Source organism: Streptococcus cameli (genome assembly GCF_053207365.1).
Map to the genome: position 1 here is coordinate 104703 of NZ_JBRUIM010000005.1, position 15838 is coordinate 120540.

The window sequence follows — 15838 nt, forward strand, 5'->3', positions numbered from 1 at the left end:
GAAATTCTTTATCATCCACTTTTCAATTTAGTAAATTAGATCTAAAAAGCGAACAAAACAGAATTCTGTCTTGCTCGCTTTTTATATTTAGGGTTAAAATTTTGTCCCAACTTCTTTTAAATTATAAGGCTTCTACTGCTGAAACAATTTGTGAAATCAATTCAGTATCTGATAAGCCTGTTACCTGAGCCACAACTTCTGTTAATGGCTTTTCAGCTATCAACTCTTGCAATTCAACAGATTGGGGATCTGTTTCGTCCTTGTAAGAAAAGATATACGCAACAGTGTTCAATAAGTTTTCGTATGACAAGCCACGCTCTTTTAATTCACGAATAGGGCGAATAAAACGTTCATCATAGCCCAATTTGCGAATCGGTGTTCTGGCAACACGGCTCACTTCATCGACAATATATGGATTTTCAAAACGGCTTATGATGACTTGATGGTAATCCACTAAAGCCTGTTCATCAAATTGCCATTTAGCGATCAACAAACTACGAATTTCCGCTAAAACAGCTTCGACTTTCTCTTTTACCGTCACGTTTTGAAGGGCTTCTAAAATAGTTGCTGCGCCATAAAAAGCTCCTGTATAGGCTGACGTCGCATGTCCAGAGTTCACTGAGAACAATTTCCGCTCAATAAAGGGTTCTAAGTCTTCTTCATAATGAACTTTGTCCAGTTTTAAAGTTGGATTCTTCATAGCTTTTGTCTCAACGACCCATTCGCTAAACGGCTCTACCACTACAAATAGAGGGTCTGTATGACTCTGTGCTGGTACAATACGGTCTACTGCAGCATTTGGAAATCCAATATAGGCTTTGGCGAATGCTAGGCCTTCTAAAGTAAGGTGTTTTTGTACTTCTTCATATAAAAAGCTAGATCCACCAATCATATTCTCACAAGCCAATACATCTAACGGTTGAGTATTGCCTTTTTTCAAACGCGCCTCAATGCCTTCTGCAATCAATGGTGCAATAAAAGGTAAGATATTTGGACCAATGGCTGTTGTCACGAGATCTGCTTTTGCAATAGCTGCAATAACTTCTTCGGAATTCTTGCCATTGTTAATGCCACGGACACCCGAAACAGCGATACGGCGCTTGCCTTCTTCTGCAATTTCAATCTCGTATTGACCACGCGCATTTAAAGCATCAATGATGGTTTCATTGACATCTACAAAAGCAATCTCAAAACCATTTTCAAATAGGATTTCTCCGATAAAACCTCGGCCAATATTTCCAGCACCAAAATGAACTGCTTTTTTCATCTTTTTCCTCCCTGCTTACCCTGCAGTGTTCAACAAGGCAATCACTTCTTCTTCTGATTGAGCATCTGCTAATTGAGCCACGTTTTCGACATCGGCACAAAAGAGTGAAATTTTTTGAATCATTTCCAAATGATCATCCCCCACTCCTGCAATGCCAAACAAAATCGTCGCTATCTTAGGTAATTCCTCTGTCCCAAAATTGACACCAGCTGGCACTTGAACAATGGTGATGCCTGATGAAACCACTTCTTTTTTGGCTGCATCTGTCCCATGAGGAATGGCAATGAAATTGCCCATGTAAACAGACAATTCGTTGTTTCGTTCAATCATGGCTTCGATATAAGCTTCATTAACATGACCAGCATCACAAAGAACTCGTCCGCAATAGCGAATGGCTTCTTCTTTGCTGGAAAATGTTTGATTCAGTTTGATTAAGTCTTTTTGAAATTCCATGTTAGTTCTCCAATTTTTTTATATTTTCAGTAAAGATTGTATTTAATAGTTGATAAATAATTTCTTTATTTCCTGTCCTGTATATCTCAGTATACAGATTGTTTTCAATGATTGACTGGCTAATAGCTGTCATCAATTCCCGCATTTCATCTGATTCAGCATCTTTGGTCACCATCACCAGAATTCGCTGCACTTCCTCTTTTTGATGATTCATTGCCAATGCTTCAACTGTGTTTTTTAAATCAACCACCAAAAATCGACTTTCTTTGATGCTTCTGGATTGCGTATGCAAAAGCGCTAAATTTGTATGCGGAATCGCAAGCGGACTGATTTCAAACCGAGACAATAGTTTTTGACTCACATAATCCTTATCCGAAACACAGTCCAACTGATCAACAATTTCTTCTACTGTTGCTTTAAACTGGTGACTGTTTTCCAATTCCAAAAGACTAAAATGAAACAAGAGATGACTCGAGGCCATTAAATATTGTTGCAAATCATGTGCATGTGGCGAAGCCAATTCTTCCCGCTCTGAAATGGTACGATTTTCCTGGATATTTTGTAGCGTTTCCTGTAATTCTAAAATTTCTTGCGTATTGGGAAAGGTTGAAATCAAGGCTATTTCTTGTTGCGGAATCGGTTTGGTCGTCAGGCAATAGTCATAGTGAGATGGATTGATTTGCTGCCAATCCGTTGTATTTCTCACGTCAATCAACTCCACAAAAGGAGCGATATTTTTGATTTTTGAAACCAAAACACTCGTTGTCAATGGTCGCTCATCTGTAAATAAGAGTAGGCGAATTGGGTAAATATCTGGACTTCTTCTCAAACTAGAGGCAAAATGCAAGGTTACCAATTCATACTCGAACTCATGTTGGATATAGGCTGGGAAAATATCCCGCATAACAAGTCCAACAATACTATGTAAAAATTGATGCTGCTGAGTTGCCAGATAAGCAATATTGGCTGTTCCGCGTTCTGGAAACAATATTGGAACCGCTAAACTCAATCTCATATGATGAAATAAGAGCTGAAACAAGAGTTTATCCTTGAAAAATTGAATCTTGGTAAAACGCGATACCGCATCAATCATCTGCGTCAGACTATAATAAAATTCACTATCAAATTTCTCACGAAAGAGTGGTACTTCCTGCCGTTTGATAATGGTCTCATCCAAGATATTGGCAAAGTAGAGAATTTCTTGTAAGTTAAAAAATTCCTTGCTCATTTTTGCCAAATCGGAAAAGATTTTTTTAGCAACGTCCAGCGCTTCTTTTGAAACATTACCTGGTAGGGACAAGTCATCCTGATTGTCAGAAAGGCTCAATAAGATTATAAAAAACTGCTTTAATTTCGAATCAATATCCCCTAGATCAGAAACATAATCTTCAAAAACTGTTCTAGCCGCCTGTACACGATGGGTATTCAAAATTGAAAACGAGCCATATTGGTCATTCCAGAAATCTTGAATGGAAATCGCATTGGACAATACAATCGCCAAAACACGTCTTTTCTGAGTTGCATCACCAAGCACTTGGTAACCTTTTTTGCGGGATAGGGACAAGTGAAATTCTGACAAACGTTTTTCTATATCTGCAATATCCTGAATTACCGTCACATTTGAAACTAGAAATTCCTCTTGTAAATCCTCGTTAATAATGGGATCTTGGCTTGTCAAAAGTCGATACGCCAACATCATTTGGCGGTAACTGATTGTCAACTCCTCTGAGGATTCTTCCAATTCAATTGTCGAAGCATCACCAACAAGATAGTACTTCTTCCCCTCTTTTTCAATAAGAATCCCCTTTTTAGAGAGTGTCTCTGTCAAATCTGAAAGAGTCCGGTATACGGTACGAGTTGAAACCTGAAGGATTTCACCCATTTCTTTCAATGAAAGCTTCCCTACTTGGAGGAAAGCTTTCAGTAATTGTTCTTCACGTTTTGTTAATAGCATATCTTTATTATACTACTTTTTAAATTAGTTTTGCGAATGTGAAACCAGTTTATCATAAGCTGGTGTTGCTACAAGACTATCAACGACTAACACTTGGGAATCCGGTGCTAATTCTTTGGCTTCTGATACAACTGCTGCTGTTCCAACTAAGAGAACTTTGGTACTATTTACCAATGATAATTCTGAATAAGAACTGGTTTCAACTGGAGTTTGAATAGCTTTTTGTGCAAGAATAGAACGCAAGGTTTCTTTGCCCATTGTTGCAGATCCTTGAGCTAGATTGTATGGAAAGATAATTTTTTCAATTGTTTTGAGGTCAACTTCAGCAACACCCACTACTGAAGTTGTTTCAGACTTTGGGGAGTTGTCACCTGCTAATCGAGAAACAATATCATCATATTGAGGAGAAGTCAAAAAGTTATCAACGGACACATGGATAGCACGTGGAGTGCGTTGCGCTGCACGCGGTGTCAATTCTTCTTGGGTTACAATCAATGTGTTTGGCTCATCTGTCAAGTTTGAAATCGCATTGTTTGTAACTGGAATTGTTAAACCAGCTTTTTTCACCTTATCACGTAGAAGAGAAGCACCCATTGCTGAGCTACCCATTCCAGCATCACAAGCAAAGATAATTTGATGAACTGTATTGGTTGAAATTTCTGAAGGTACTGCCCCCACAACTGCTTGGCCTTTTGCTTGAGCCTTTGCTGCCTTAGTCGCAGCTTGTGCATCAGCAAGGTCATCTGTTTCTGACTTATCTGCTTTCAAAATAAGGGAAGCGACAAGGAAGGATACAATAGCAGCAACTAAGACACCTGCAAGAACATTAAAATGAGGAGCAAAACCTTTTGGAGCCATCAACATAATAGCAATTATAGAACCTGGTGACGACGGAGCTTTCAAGCCTGCATCCAGCAATTGGAATGTGAAAGTACCTGCAACACCTCCAGCGATAGCAGCAAGAAACATCAATGGTTTCATCATTACATATGGAAAATAAATTTCATGGATTCCACCAAAGAAATGAATGATTGTAGCTCCCCATGAAGATGATTTAGCAGAACCTTTTCCAAAGATACCATAAGCCAATAAGATACCAAGACCTGGGCCAGGGTTAGCTTCTAACAGATAAAGGATTGATTTACCTGCTTCTGCAACTTGCTCCGTACCTAGTGGTGTAAAAATTCCATGATTAAGAGCGTTATTTAAAAAGAGAACTTTCGCTGGTTCAATAATAATGTTTGCAATCGGAAGAAGATTCGCACTAACTACAGCTTCAACCCCTGCTTTTACAACTTCAATTAAGATAGAGACAATTGGACCAATTCCGAAGAAAGCCAATAGTAATAGTGCAAATCCAATCAAACCTGCAGAGAAATTATTGACCAACATCTCAAAACCTGGACGAATTTTATGTTGAAATGCCTCGTCAAACTTCTTAATACTCCATCCACCAAGAGGTCCCATAATCATCGCACCAATAAACATAGGCACTGATGCACCTGCAATGGCACCAAATGTAGCAATGGCGCCCACTACTGCTCCACGCTGACCGTGAACCATATGTCCACCGGTATAACCAATTAAAAGTGGTAATAAGTAAGTCAACATAGGACCTACTGTTGACGCAATTTTTTCATTTGGTAAATAACCATCCGCAATAAAGAGAGCTGTTATGACTCCCCAAGCGATAAAAGCACCAATATTGGGCATGACCATATTTGACAAGGAAGTTCCGAGTTTTTGAATCCGAACTTTCAATGAAGATCCATTTTCCATTTTTCTACTCCTTTTGGAAATTTACCTTATCTAAGATAAGGCAGTCATTTTTTAATAAGTCTATTATATAATGACTCTGCTTGCAAGAAAACTAAAACCTTGTCACAAATTTTGTGACACAAAAAAATCTACCGCAAGGGTAGATTTTGATTATTCAACAGTAACCGCTTTTGCAAGGTTACGAGGTTTGTCAACGTCAAGGCCACGTTGCAAGGATGCATAGTAGGCAATCAACTGAGTTGGAATCACCATTGCAATCGTTGCTAGGAATGGATGCACTTTGTTGACAATGATGTCATCGCCTTCGCGGTCCAAGCCTTCTTCCACCACGGTCAAGACACTAGCTCCACGCGCAGCCACTTCTTGAATATTTCCGCGTGTATGACTAGCTACAATTTCACTGGACGAAATCAAGCCAATCACTGGAGTCCCATCTTCAATCAAGGAAATGGTTCCGTGTTTCAATTCTCCTGCCGCAAAACCTTCACACTGGATATAGGAAATTTCTTTTAATTTCAAAGATGCTTCCATGGCTACATAGTAGTCATTTCCACGGCCAATATAAAAGGCATTGCGAGTCGTTGACAAGAGTTTTTCAACCTTATCTGCAATCATATCTTTTTCTGAAAGCGTTGCTTCAATAGATTGTGCCACAAGTGACAACTCATGCACCAAGTCAAAATCAATAGCCTCTTGTTTTCCATTGGCTTCTCCAACTGCTTTTGCCAAAAAGGCTAGGGCTGCAATTTGAGCTGTGTAGGCTTTTGTTGATGCAACAGCAATTTCTGGACCAGCATGCAACAACATAGTATAAGTCGCCTCTCGTGAAAGCGTAGAACCTGGAACGTTGGTCACGGTTAAGCTCGGAATGCCCATGGCATTGGCTTTCACCAAAACTTGGCGACTATCCGCTGTTTCACCTGATTGACTCAAAAGGATAAACATTGGTTTTTTGCTCAAGAGTGGCATATTGTAACCCCACTCAGAAGCCACTCCCAATTCAACCGGTGTGTCAGTTAATTTCTCCAGCATGGCTTTTGAAGCAAAACCAGCATTGTATGACGTTCCAGCCGCCAAGATGTAAATACGGTCCGCTTCTTGCACTGATTTGATAATCGCTTCATCAATCTTCATATTGCCAGCTTCATCAGCATAAGTTGAAATCAATTTCCGCATAACGGTTGGTTGCTCATCCACTTCTTTCAACATATAGAACGGATAAGTTCCTTTTCCGATATCGGATAAATCAAGTTCTGCCGTGTAGGTTTCACGCTCCAATGGGTTTCCATCGTAATCTGTGACAGTGATGCTGTCCTTGGTCAACACAACCAACTCTTTGTCATGGATTTCCATGAACTCAGAAGTTTCACGAATCATGGCCATGGCATCTGAACACACCATGTTGTAGCCCTCACCGACCCCAATCAAGAGTGGAGATTTGTTTTTTGCTACATAAATCACATCTGGATTTTCGCTATCCACCAAGGCAAAAGCGTAGGAACCTTCGATGATATGAAGTGCTTTTTTAAAAGCCTCCAAAACAGATAATCCCTCTTCAACCAATTGACCGATTAAATGAACAGCAATCTCAGTATCGGTTTGCCCCTTAAAGTCATGACCTGTTAAATAGTCTTCTTTGATGGCCAAATAGTTTTCAATCACACCATTGTGGACCAAAACAAAGCGGCCAGTTGCTGATGTATGCGGATGTGCATTGTCTTCTGAAGCTGGACCATGAGTTGCCCAACGTGTATGGCCAATACCTGTTTCACCTGCTACATCGATTCCTAGTTTTTCACGCAAATTGGCAATGCGACCAACAGACTTGATTAACCGTCCATTATTTGCCCCATTTGCAACAAAGATGCCAGCTGAATCATAGCCACGGTATTCAAGCTTTTCCAAGCCTTGCATTAAAATATCCGTTGCATTCCGATTTCCAACTACTCCAACAATTCCACACATATTCTATTACCTTGCTTTCATTTATAAATTGGTATAGTCTGATTTCATTTCATGAAAACCAATAAAAACAGTATATAATAAGCATTTGAATCTGTCAACAAAAATATTGGTATAGTCTAATTTTACACAAAAAAACTAGCTCTACTGAGCTAGTCCCGTTTCGATAAAACCAAATTGCTCCAATGGAGTCACTCGAAATGCTAATTTCCCTACAATTTGTTCCTCTGAAATCAATCCAAATTCACGACTATCTCGCTTATCCAATCGATTGTCATTTAAAATAAGATAGTGTTTTTTAGGAACCGATTGGAAAGCACCTTGTGTCAAACTATCAATTGTCAAATCTTCTGTAAAATAATCTTGCGTGTGAACTTTATCAAGATAGGTTTCGTGTACGACTTCTTCGTTCCGGTAGAGGACATCATCCATATAAGTTACCTGATCCTCTGCCATAGCAATCACACGTCCTGCGTATTCTTTTCCATCTACTTCATACACAAGGAACTCCCCATAATTGATTTCTGGATTTTTTACTGCAATGACTAGATCACTGTTTCCAAGATAGGCATTGGCCATTTGATCATTGATCCGAACTGGTTCAAAAAACCAGATTCTCAAAACTAGTAAACCGACAATCAAGAAAATCAGTAATCCTATTCGTTCAAATAATTCTCTCTTTACCATTTTTTCACTCTCCTACTATTAGTATAGCATATTTTTCATGAAAATGGGAGAGGGCTTACGCTAACAAAGCGGACAAAATCTCCTCAGCTATCACGCGATTCCCCAAGGGTGTCAAATGTAGACCATCACTGTAATATTCAGGATGTCCCTTGGTTACTGGATATAAATTCACAACATCCACTTTGTGCTCACTGGCAATCCTTGGAATCTCGACTTGCAAGACCTCTTCAACAACGGTATTATTGAGTCCAAAACGACTTGTCGGCACATGAGGAGGTACCACTAATAAAATATCTGGCTGACTTTCCATCTCTTGGTAGGCTGCTACCATTTGACGGTATTCCTTTAAAAACTGTTCTTTGTTCCAATAAGCTGCGCGACTATCATTGCTTCCAATCATCACAATGACAATATCCGCCTGACTCTTTAGAGATTCTTGGGCATTTTTTTCTTGAAAATAGGGATAATCTGAAGTTGACAAAAGGGACCTACCACTCATACCATAATTGATCACTTGATAGTTGTGGCCTAATTTTTCTAATAAAATAGAGGGATAAGCATCTTGGATTCGATTTTCCAGACCATAACCATAGGTCAAACTATCCCCAACTGCGGCAACCTTTATCGAGCCGTTTCCCAGCGTCAAAACCGCAGGATTCATCACATCTTCCATCAATCATTTCCTTTACCATTCATTTCCTATTATTGTACCATCTTGCAAAAAATAGTCAAAAGAAGACGATTTGTGCTATACTTAGGCTATGAAAAAACACGTTATCATCATTGGAGGAGGAATTGTCGGATCGACGGCAGCCTTCTATCTATCTCAAGAACAAGGTTTGACAGTTACACTAATCGATAAGGGGATTGGCACAGCTACTCGAGCTGCCGCAGGCATCATCTGCCCCTGGCTTTCTCAAAGACGAAACAAGGAGTGGTATGCTTTAACTGCCAGTGGTGCTAGCTTCTACCAACAACTCATGATCGATCTACAAGAAGCAGGTATCCCAGATCTCCCCTATCAACAAACAGGGACTCTGGTCTTTAAAAATAAGGCCTCTCTTTTGGAAAAATTGCAGAGCATGGCTACTGAAAGACGAAAAACAGCTAAAGACATTGGCGATTTGTCTATTTGGACTGGGGCAGAGCTCACACAACTTATCCCTCCTCTGACAACCCAACAAGGAGCCATTTTAGCCAGTGGTGGAGGGCGTGTTGATGGCGAAAAATTACTGGAACACCTCCAACAGCTCATCCTAAAAAACGGCGGGCAGATCCTTAAAGGAGAAGCCACACTAAGAGATGAAAAGACTGTCCTGATTGAGGAACAAGAACTCTCTTTTGATCACCTTTTACTAGCATGCGGTGCCTGGTTACCCACTATCCTCTCTTCTCTTTCCTACCAAGTAGATATTCGACCACAAAAAGGGCAACTCCTTGAAATTCAAACACAGTACGAAACTGAGTCTTGGCCTGGTTGTATGCTACATGGTGAAATCGATATTTTACCCTTTGAAAATGGAAAGTTAGTGATTGGTGCAACCCATGAAGATGATATGAACTATGATTTGACAATAGATACCAACAAGATTCAAGCGATGAAAGACATTGCCAGTCAGTTTATCCCAGCAGTAGCTAATTCCACTGTCGCAGCAACCAGGGTTGGAACACGAGCTTACACCTCAGATTTCTTACCATTTTATGGCAACCTAGCAGATAACCCCAACATTTGGGTCGCTAGTGGTCTCGGCTCATCTGGTCTAACATCTGGTCCATTTATCGGTTGGCAACTAGCACAAGAAATAGCCGGTAAGAACAATCCCTTTAACCGCATCCCCTACACCCCAGCAAATTACATCAAAAAAGAGAGCTGAGCTCTCTTTTTACTGAAGATGACAAAAAACTTCGATTGCTCGAAGTTTTTTCTGTTTATTACAATACTGTACGGACACGCATTGTGTTGGTTGATCCAGATACGCCGACTGGTACACCAGCAACAATTACAATGTTATCACCTGGCTGTACAAGACCTTGTTCTTTAGCAACTTTTTCTGCTAATACGAACATATCGTCAGTTGAAGCTGGTTTTTCAGTTACAACTGGAATAACACCCCAGTTAATCATGAGTGATTTTTGAACTTTTTCAGTGAAGGTAATCGCTAAAATATCTGCATCTGGACGGTATTTCGAAATTTGACGTGCTGAGAAACCAGTCTCAGTAACGGTAACAACTAATTTGATATCCATTGAATGAGTCGCATCTTTTACAGCAGAAGCAACAACTTCTGTCTTAGAAGTGCGTTCAAAGTTTGTCGAATCCAAACGACCATATTCGTTCAAGAGTGTTTGTGCATTTTTGGCAATTGTTGCCATAGTACGCACAGACTCAACTGGGTATTTACCATTTGCAGACTCACCTGAAAGCATAGTCGCATCGGTTCCATCAATAACAGCATTAAACACATCTGAAACTTCTGAACGAGTTGCACGAGGTTTGTCAGTCATTGTTTCAAGCATGTTTGTTGCAGTGATTACTGATTTACCAGCAGCATTAACTTTTGTGATAATCATTTTTTGGTAAACTGGAACCATTTCAAATGGTACTTCAATACCCATGTCACCACGAGCAATCATGATACCATCTGATGCTTCAATAATCTCATCAATATTGTCAATACCTTGTTGGTTTTCAATTTTAGAGAACAATTGAACATGCTCATTGCCAGTTTCACGCAAGATGTTACGGACTTCTTCAACATCTTTTGCTGTACGAACAAATGAAATCGCGATAAAGTTCAAACCTTGCTCCAAACCAAAACGGATATCTGCATTGTCACGTTCAGCAAGAGCTGGGAAAGGAATTTTAGTGTAAGGGATGTTCACACCTTTTTGCTTAGCAATCACGCCATCATTTTCAACACCAACAAGGAACTCACGTGTTTCTTCATCTTTTGAAATAACCGTCAAACCAAGTTTACCATCGTCAACAAGGATTTGTTTTCCGACTTCAACATCATCAAAGATATCCAAGCCACCAGCAACGTTTAAAGCAATCACATCTTTTGTTGATTTGATACCTTGTTTTGTCGCAACACGTAATTGATCACCAGTCTTGTATTCGAATTGACCTGAACCATCTTCAAACAATTCTGTACGAATTTCAGGACCTTTTGTATCCAACAAGAAACCAACCTTTTTACCAGCGATTTCTTCTGCACGACGAACAGTTGCCATACGTGCACCTTGCTCAGCATGGTCACCATGCGAGAAGTTGAAACGGAAGACGTTAGCACCTTCAGTGATCAACTGAGCAATTTTCTCAGCTGATGCTTCTACATCCAATTCTTCTCCCCAGTAACCATCGTCACCGAATTTTTTTCCGCCACGGAATTCAACCGCAGGACCAAGGGTTGCAACGATTTTGACACGTTTATTCATTTTAAAGAGTTCTCCTATTTTTTAGTTATTGATTAACGACGTAATTCACGACTCAATTGAGCCAAATCCAAGCGGGCTTTATGTGGATTGTTAACCACAATTTTGCCATCTTCTGCCAAGCTAAACAAAGCGTTTTCTTCAGCTGTTCCAAGAATTTTGTTTTCAATCAAACGTTCATCTTGAATACCAACTGCAAGACCGCCTTTTCCTTCTTTCAGAAGTTCAACGGCACGTGCTCCCATCCACGAAGCTAGCACACGGTCACGTGGACTTGGGCTACCACCACGAAGAATGTGACCAAGGTTTGTCGCACGAAGATCACTTGTATCTCCTGCTTCTTTCATTTTCTTGGTAAATTCATCAGCTGACATGACACCTTCTGCTAAGACAATAATCGCATGGCTCTTGCCACGTTTTTCATAGCCTTCCATGTTACGTTTAACCACTTCGTTAATATCATATCCTTCTTCAGGAATGATGATTTGGTCAGCACCAGTAGCAACACCTGTCCAAACAGCAATATCACCAGCATTACGACCCATTACTTCAACAACGAAAGTACGCTTATGACTGTGGGAAGTATCACAAATCTTATCAATCGCTTCAACAGCCGTATGAACAGCTGTATCAAATCCGATGGTATAGTCTGTTCCGACAATGTCATTGTCAATCGTACCTGGTACACCAACAGCTGGGAAGCCATGTTCTGTTAATCTCATGGCGCCATGGTAAGAACCGTCTCCACCAATCACAACAACGCCTTCAATTCCATGTTTTTTTAATTGCTCAATTCCTTTTAATTGCCCTTCTAACTTGGCAAATTCAGGATAGCGAGCTGATTTCAAGAAAGTACCTCCACGAGATAGGATATTGGTTACTCCCTTTGTATCAAACTGGAAAATATCTCCTTCAACCATACCGGCATAACCACGGTTAATCCCGTAGACTTCCATGCCTTCATAAAGTGCTTTACGAACAACTGCACGAACAGCAGCGTTCATACCAGGAGCGTCTCCACCACTGGTTAAAACGGCAATACGTTTCATTCACACATTCTCCTTTAAATTTTCATTTCAACTTTATTATTATAACATATCCGAGGCGAGTCTGCTTGACTTTTCCCTATTTTTTATCGAAAAACCGTTTTCACTGATAGATGGCACAATCGATTCTGTAATTCCTCTGATTTTTGAACCGAAAATCCCTGTACACGAACTGTCTGGTTGGTATTTTGATAGTGTAGTATCACTGGAATTGATCCTGGAAATTGACCTAGCATAGCTGCAATTTCAGCATCGTTTGTTTGATCTTTTACTAGTATCCAAAACCTCTCTGAGCTGGCTAATTCCAGATCATCCAGTATCAATTGCAGATGGCCATCTCTTTCTTGTACCTTACCCGATAAATAGCACAGGACTCCTTCGCTTAACAAATTCATATATTTTTGATACGTTTCTGGAAAAAGCGTTACATCCATACGTTTTTTGGTATCCGTCACCTGTAAAAAAGCCATGAGTTCCCCAGTTTTTTTGGTTCGAATCTGGCGAATCTGCTGAATTTGCACTAAAATCGTCACGCGCTCTCCTTCTACTAAATCAGCAATCGGCAGAAAAGATTTCGCACTTTCTTTTGCGATTTGAAGCAAGGGATGTGGACTCAGACCAACCCCGATAATGGCTTGTTCCATCTCGTATTTTTCAAGGTCAGCGTAATCATCTGATTCTGCCCAACTGTATTCTTCTTCGGCAAAAAAACTACCAAAGGCATCTGCAAAGACAAATAGGTTTTCCAAATTCGATATAATTTTTTTCCGATTTTTATCAAAAAGATCAAACAAACCAAGTTGCACGAGCGGTGTCAAAAGTTCTACTTTTTTAAAGGGAGCAGGTAGGCGTAAGACAAAGTCTTCCACACTCTTAAACGGACGTTCTTCCATCACCCAAAAAGCAAATTCCCGCGGGAGTCCCTTAATGTTTTTCAAGCCCATAAAAATACGGCCTTGGTCAAATTTATCATGATAGGGAATCGAATTGATGGATAAACTGGCTACTTCAAAACCAAATTGCAAAGCGTCGGTAATGTAATCACTGCTTGAGAAATTAAGCATGATGTCAAAAAAGACATCCGGATAGTGAGCCTTAAAATAAGCCAGTTGAAAGGCAAGAGCTGAATAGGCATAAGCGTGACTTCTGTTAAATCCATAACCTGCAAACTTGGCCATCATGGCAAAAATATGTTTGGCCTTTTCCGGGTCGTGTCCTAGCTGAGTAGCTCCCATCAAAAAGGCTGCTTCCATCTTCTGCATTTCAGCGGCATTTTTCTTCGACATGGCCCTACGTAACAAATCGGCTTTTCCAAGAGTAAAACCAGCATAAACTTGCGCAATCTGCATGACTTGCTCCTGATAGAGCATAATGCCGTAGGTCGGCTCTAGAATAGAAGCAATAGAGGAATCCAACAGATCGACTGCTTCTTTTTGGTGCTTTCGGTTCACAAAATTATCAGAATAATCACTCGCCCCCGGACGATTAAGACTAGTTGTAGCCACTACCTCTTCAAAAGAAGCCGGTTGAACACGTTTCAAAAGAGCGATGGCCCCCGGTTGCTCAAATTGGAAAATCCCTTTGGTCAAGCCCTTTGCAAATAAGGAAAGGGTTTGTTTGTCTTCTAAATCAATCTCTTCGATGACAATTGTTTTCCCATATTTTTCAGCAACAGCTTCTTTCATTTTTTGAACAAAAGTCAGATTGCGCAAACCTAGAAAATCCATCTTTAACAGACCATTGGCCTCCACCGCATGGGCGTCGTACTGGGTAATGTACATATCCTCGCCCTGCTTAAGCGGGATACAATCGGTCAAATCAGCATCACTCATGACCACACCTGCTGCATGAATAGAGGTCTGGCGAGGTTGCCCTTCGATTGCTTGTGCCAATGAAAAGGCCTTCTGGTATTCAGGCTTGCTGTTTATCAACTGACGAAAAGAAGCATTTCGTTCATAGGCAGAATGCAAATTGTCCCGAAACGAGATTTTTTTGGTAATATTGGTCAATTCATACTCAGGTGTTCCAAATCGTTTAAAGACATCACGAATCGCCTGCTTGGCTCCAAAGGTCGAATAGGTCACAATTTGGGCACTGTGGTAACTGCCGTAGCGCTCGCGAACATAGCGAATAAACTCCCCACGGTAGATATCCGGTATATCAATATCAATATCTGGCATACTGTAACGTTCTTCATTCAAAAAACGTTCAAACAGAAGGCCATGTTTGACAGGGTCAATGCCTGTGATTTCCAAGGAATAGGCAACCAAACTCCCTACTGCTGATCCACGTCCCATTCCCATGTAATACCCTTGTGAACGGCCGAAGCGCAGCAAATCCCAGACAATTAAAAAATAGTCATCAAAGCCCATTTGGTGGATAATGCCCAATTCCTTGTTGAGGCGTTCTTGGTAGATGGAGGCTGTTAAGCCTTTTGCAACCAAGCCCGCTTGCGCTCTCTCCTGCAATTCCACTACGGCTTCTTTTTCTCTGTTAAACCGAGGCAACTTTAAATCGCGGTTAATCTGATAGGAAATGCCTTGAACCAACTGTGAGAGATTGACCAGGGCCTCTGGAAACCGTCCCGCAAATACTTCTTCTAGCTTTTCTGGTGGTAACAACTGCTGGTGATGAGCCAACTCTCCGACTTCATTTAAACTGGTATTGTCCCGAATCGCATGAAGTACCTGCAAAGTCTCCCTGTCACTTTCATCAAAATACCGCACAGTATAAAGTGGTAGAATCGGTCTCGGAAAGCCCTGTACAGGCGTATCGCCATACACTCCAATATAATAGTCAAAATCTAAACGAAGGTTCTTTTCGTATTCTTTGTAAGGAAGGATAAGGGCGACATCTGAAAAATACTGGAAGTAAGCTTCAAGTTGTTTTTCCCCCAACATACGCAGCGTAGAAATTTTCAATAACTGCTGATAACCATGACTAGTAAGAGCTACCATTTGAAGCCTGAAAGAGATCCCTTCTTGCTCCAACTCTACTTCACAGCCAATAATGGGAGAAATGCCAGCCTTATGACACATTTCCATAAACCCAAAAGCTGCATACAAACTATTGCTATCCATGATGCCAAGATGAGTATAGCCAAGTTCCTTAGCACGAGAAACGTATTTTTCAATCGTTACAGTACTATCCATAAAACTATATACCGTCTTTGTATCTAATTGCGCCAGCATCGCTTCCTCCTTTAAAATCTCTTTTACACTATTATACAAAAAAAAAAGAAATAATACTTGCATT

Annotated in this window: 11 protein-coding genes; 1 reads left to right on the forward strand and 10 read right to left on the reverse strand. The window is 40.4% G+C overall.

The window, feature by feature from the left end; translation table 11 throughout:
- Positions 1 to 121: 121 nt before the first annotated feature.
- The 7 genes from ACVR1I_RS09295 to ACVR1I_RS09325 form a co-directional block, all read right to left on the reverse strand.
- Positions 122 to 1267: a mannitol-1-phosphate 5-dehydrogenase gene (locus tag ACVR1I_RS09295; protein WP_447443748.1), complete on the reverse strand. Its 1146-nt coding sequence runs from the start codon at positions 1265 to 1267 to the stop codon at positions 122 to 124.
- A 15-nt stretch (positions 1268 to 1282) separates the two neighbouring features.
- The gene (locus ACVR1I_RS09300) at positions 1283 to 1720 is read right to left on the reverse strand and encodes a PTS mannitol transporter subunit IIA (protein WP_447443749.1); all 438 of its coding nucleotides are present in this window, start codon (positions 1718 to 1720) and stop codon (positions 1283 to 1285) included.
- Between the two features lies 1 nt (position 1721).
- A complete protein-coding gene (locus ACVR1I_RS09305) occupies positions 1722 to 3674 on the reverse strand; it encodes a BglG family transcription antiterminator (RefSeq protein WP_447443750.1) in 1953 nt (650 codons plus the stop codon).
- A 24-nt stretch (positions 3675 to 3698) separates the two neighbouring features.
- Positions 3699 to 5453 (reverse strand): PTS mannitol transporter subunit IIBC, encoded by a 1755-nt coding sequence (locus tag ACVR1I_RS09310; RefSeq protein ID WP_447443751.1) that lies wholly within the window; start codon positions 5451 to 5453, stop codon positions 3699 to 3701.
- A gap of 150 nt (positions 5454 to 5603) precedes the next feature.
- Positions 5604 to 7418: a glutamine--fructose-6-phosphate transaminase (isomerizing) gene (gene glmS, locus ACVR1I_RS09315; RefSeq protein WP_447443752.1), complete on the reverse strand. Its 1815-nt coding sequence runs from the start codon at positions 7416 to 7418 to the stop codon at positions 5604 to 5606.
- A gap of 141 nt (positions 7419 to 7559) precedes the next feature.
- Complete coding sequence (gene lepB / locus ACVR1I_RS09320; RefSeq protein ID WP_447443753.1) at positions 7560 to 8102, reverse strand: signal peptidase I; 543 nt, start codon at positions 8100 to 8102, stop codon at positions 7560 to 7562.
- Positions 8103 to 8157: 55 nt separating this feature from the next.
- Positions 8158 to 8775, reverse strand: coding sequence for a DUF459 domain-containing protein (locus ACVR1I_RS09325; RefSeq protein WP_447443754.1), 618 nt, complete (start codon positions 8773 to 8775; stop codon positions 8158 to 8160).
- A gap of 88 nt (positions 8776 to 8863) precedes the next feature.
- Here ACVR1I_RS09325 and ACVR1I_RS09330 point away from each other — a divergent pair, with 88 nt between their 5' ends.
- Positions 8864 to 9976: an NAD(P)/FAD-dependent oxidoreductase gene (locus ACVR1I_RS09330; protein WP_447443755.1), complete on the forward strand. Its 1113-nt coding sequence runs from the start codon at positions 8864 to 8866 to the stop codon at positions 9974 to 9976.
- A 58-nt stretch (positions 9977 to 10034) separates the two neighbouring features.
- On the opposite strand, the gene pyk is transcribed toward ACVR1I_RS09330, so the two are convergent.
- The 3 genes from pyk to ACVR1I_RS09345 form a co-directional block, all read right to left on the reverse strand.
- Positions 10035 to 11540, reverse strand: a complete 1506-nt coding sequence (gene pyk, locus ACVR1I_RS09335) for a pyruvate kinase (RefSeq protein ID WP_447443756.1) — start codon at positions 11538 to 11540, stop codon at positions 10035 to 10037.
- 32 nt (positions 11541 to 11572) lie between these two features.
- On the reverse strand, positions 11573 to 12586 hold the full coding sequence (gene pfkA, locus ACVR1I_RS09340; RefSeq protein ID WP_447443757.1) for a 6-phosphofructokinase: 1014 nt from the start codon (positions 12584 to 12586) through the stop codon (positions 11573 to 11575).
- An 83-nt stretch (positions 12587 to 12669) separates the two neighbouring features.
- Positions 12670 to 15774: a DNA polymerase III subunit alpha gene (locus ACVR1I_RS09345; RefSeq protein WP_447443758.1), complete on the reverse strand. Its 3105-nt coding sequence runs from the start codon at positions 15772 to 15774 to the stop codon at positions 12670 to 12672.
- Positions 15775 to 15838: the final 64 nt, after the last annotated feature.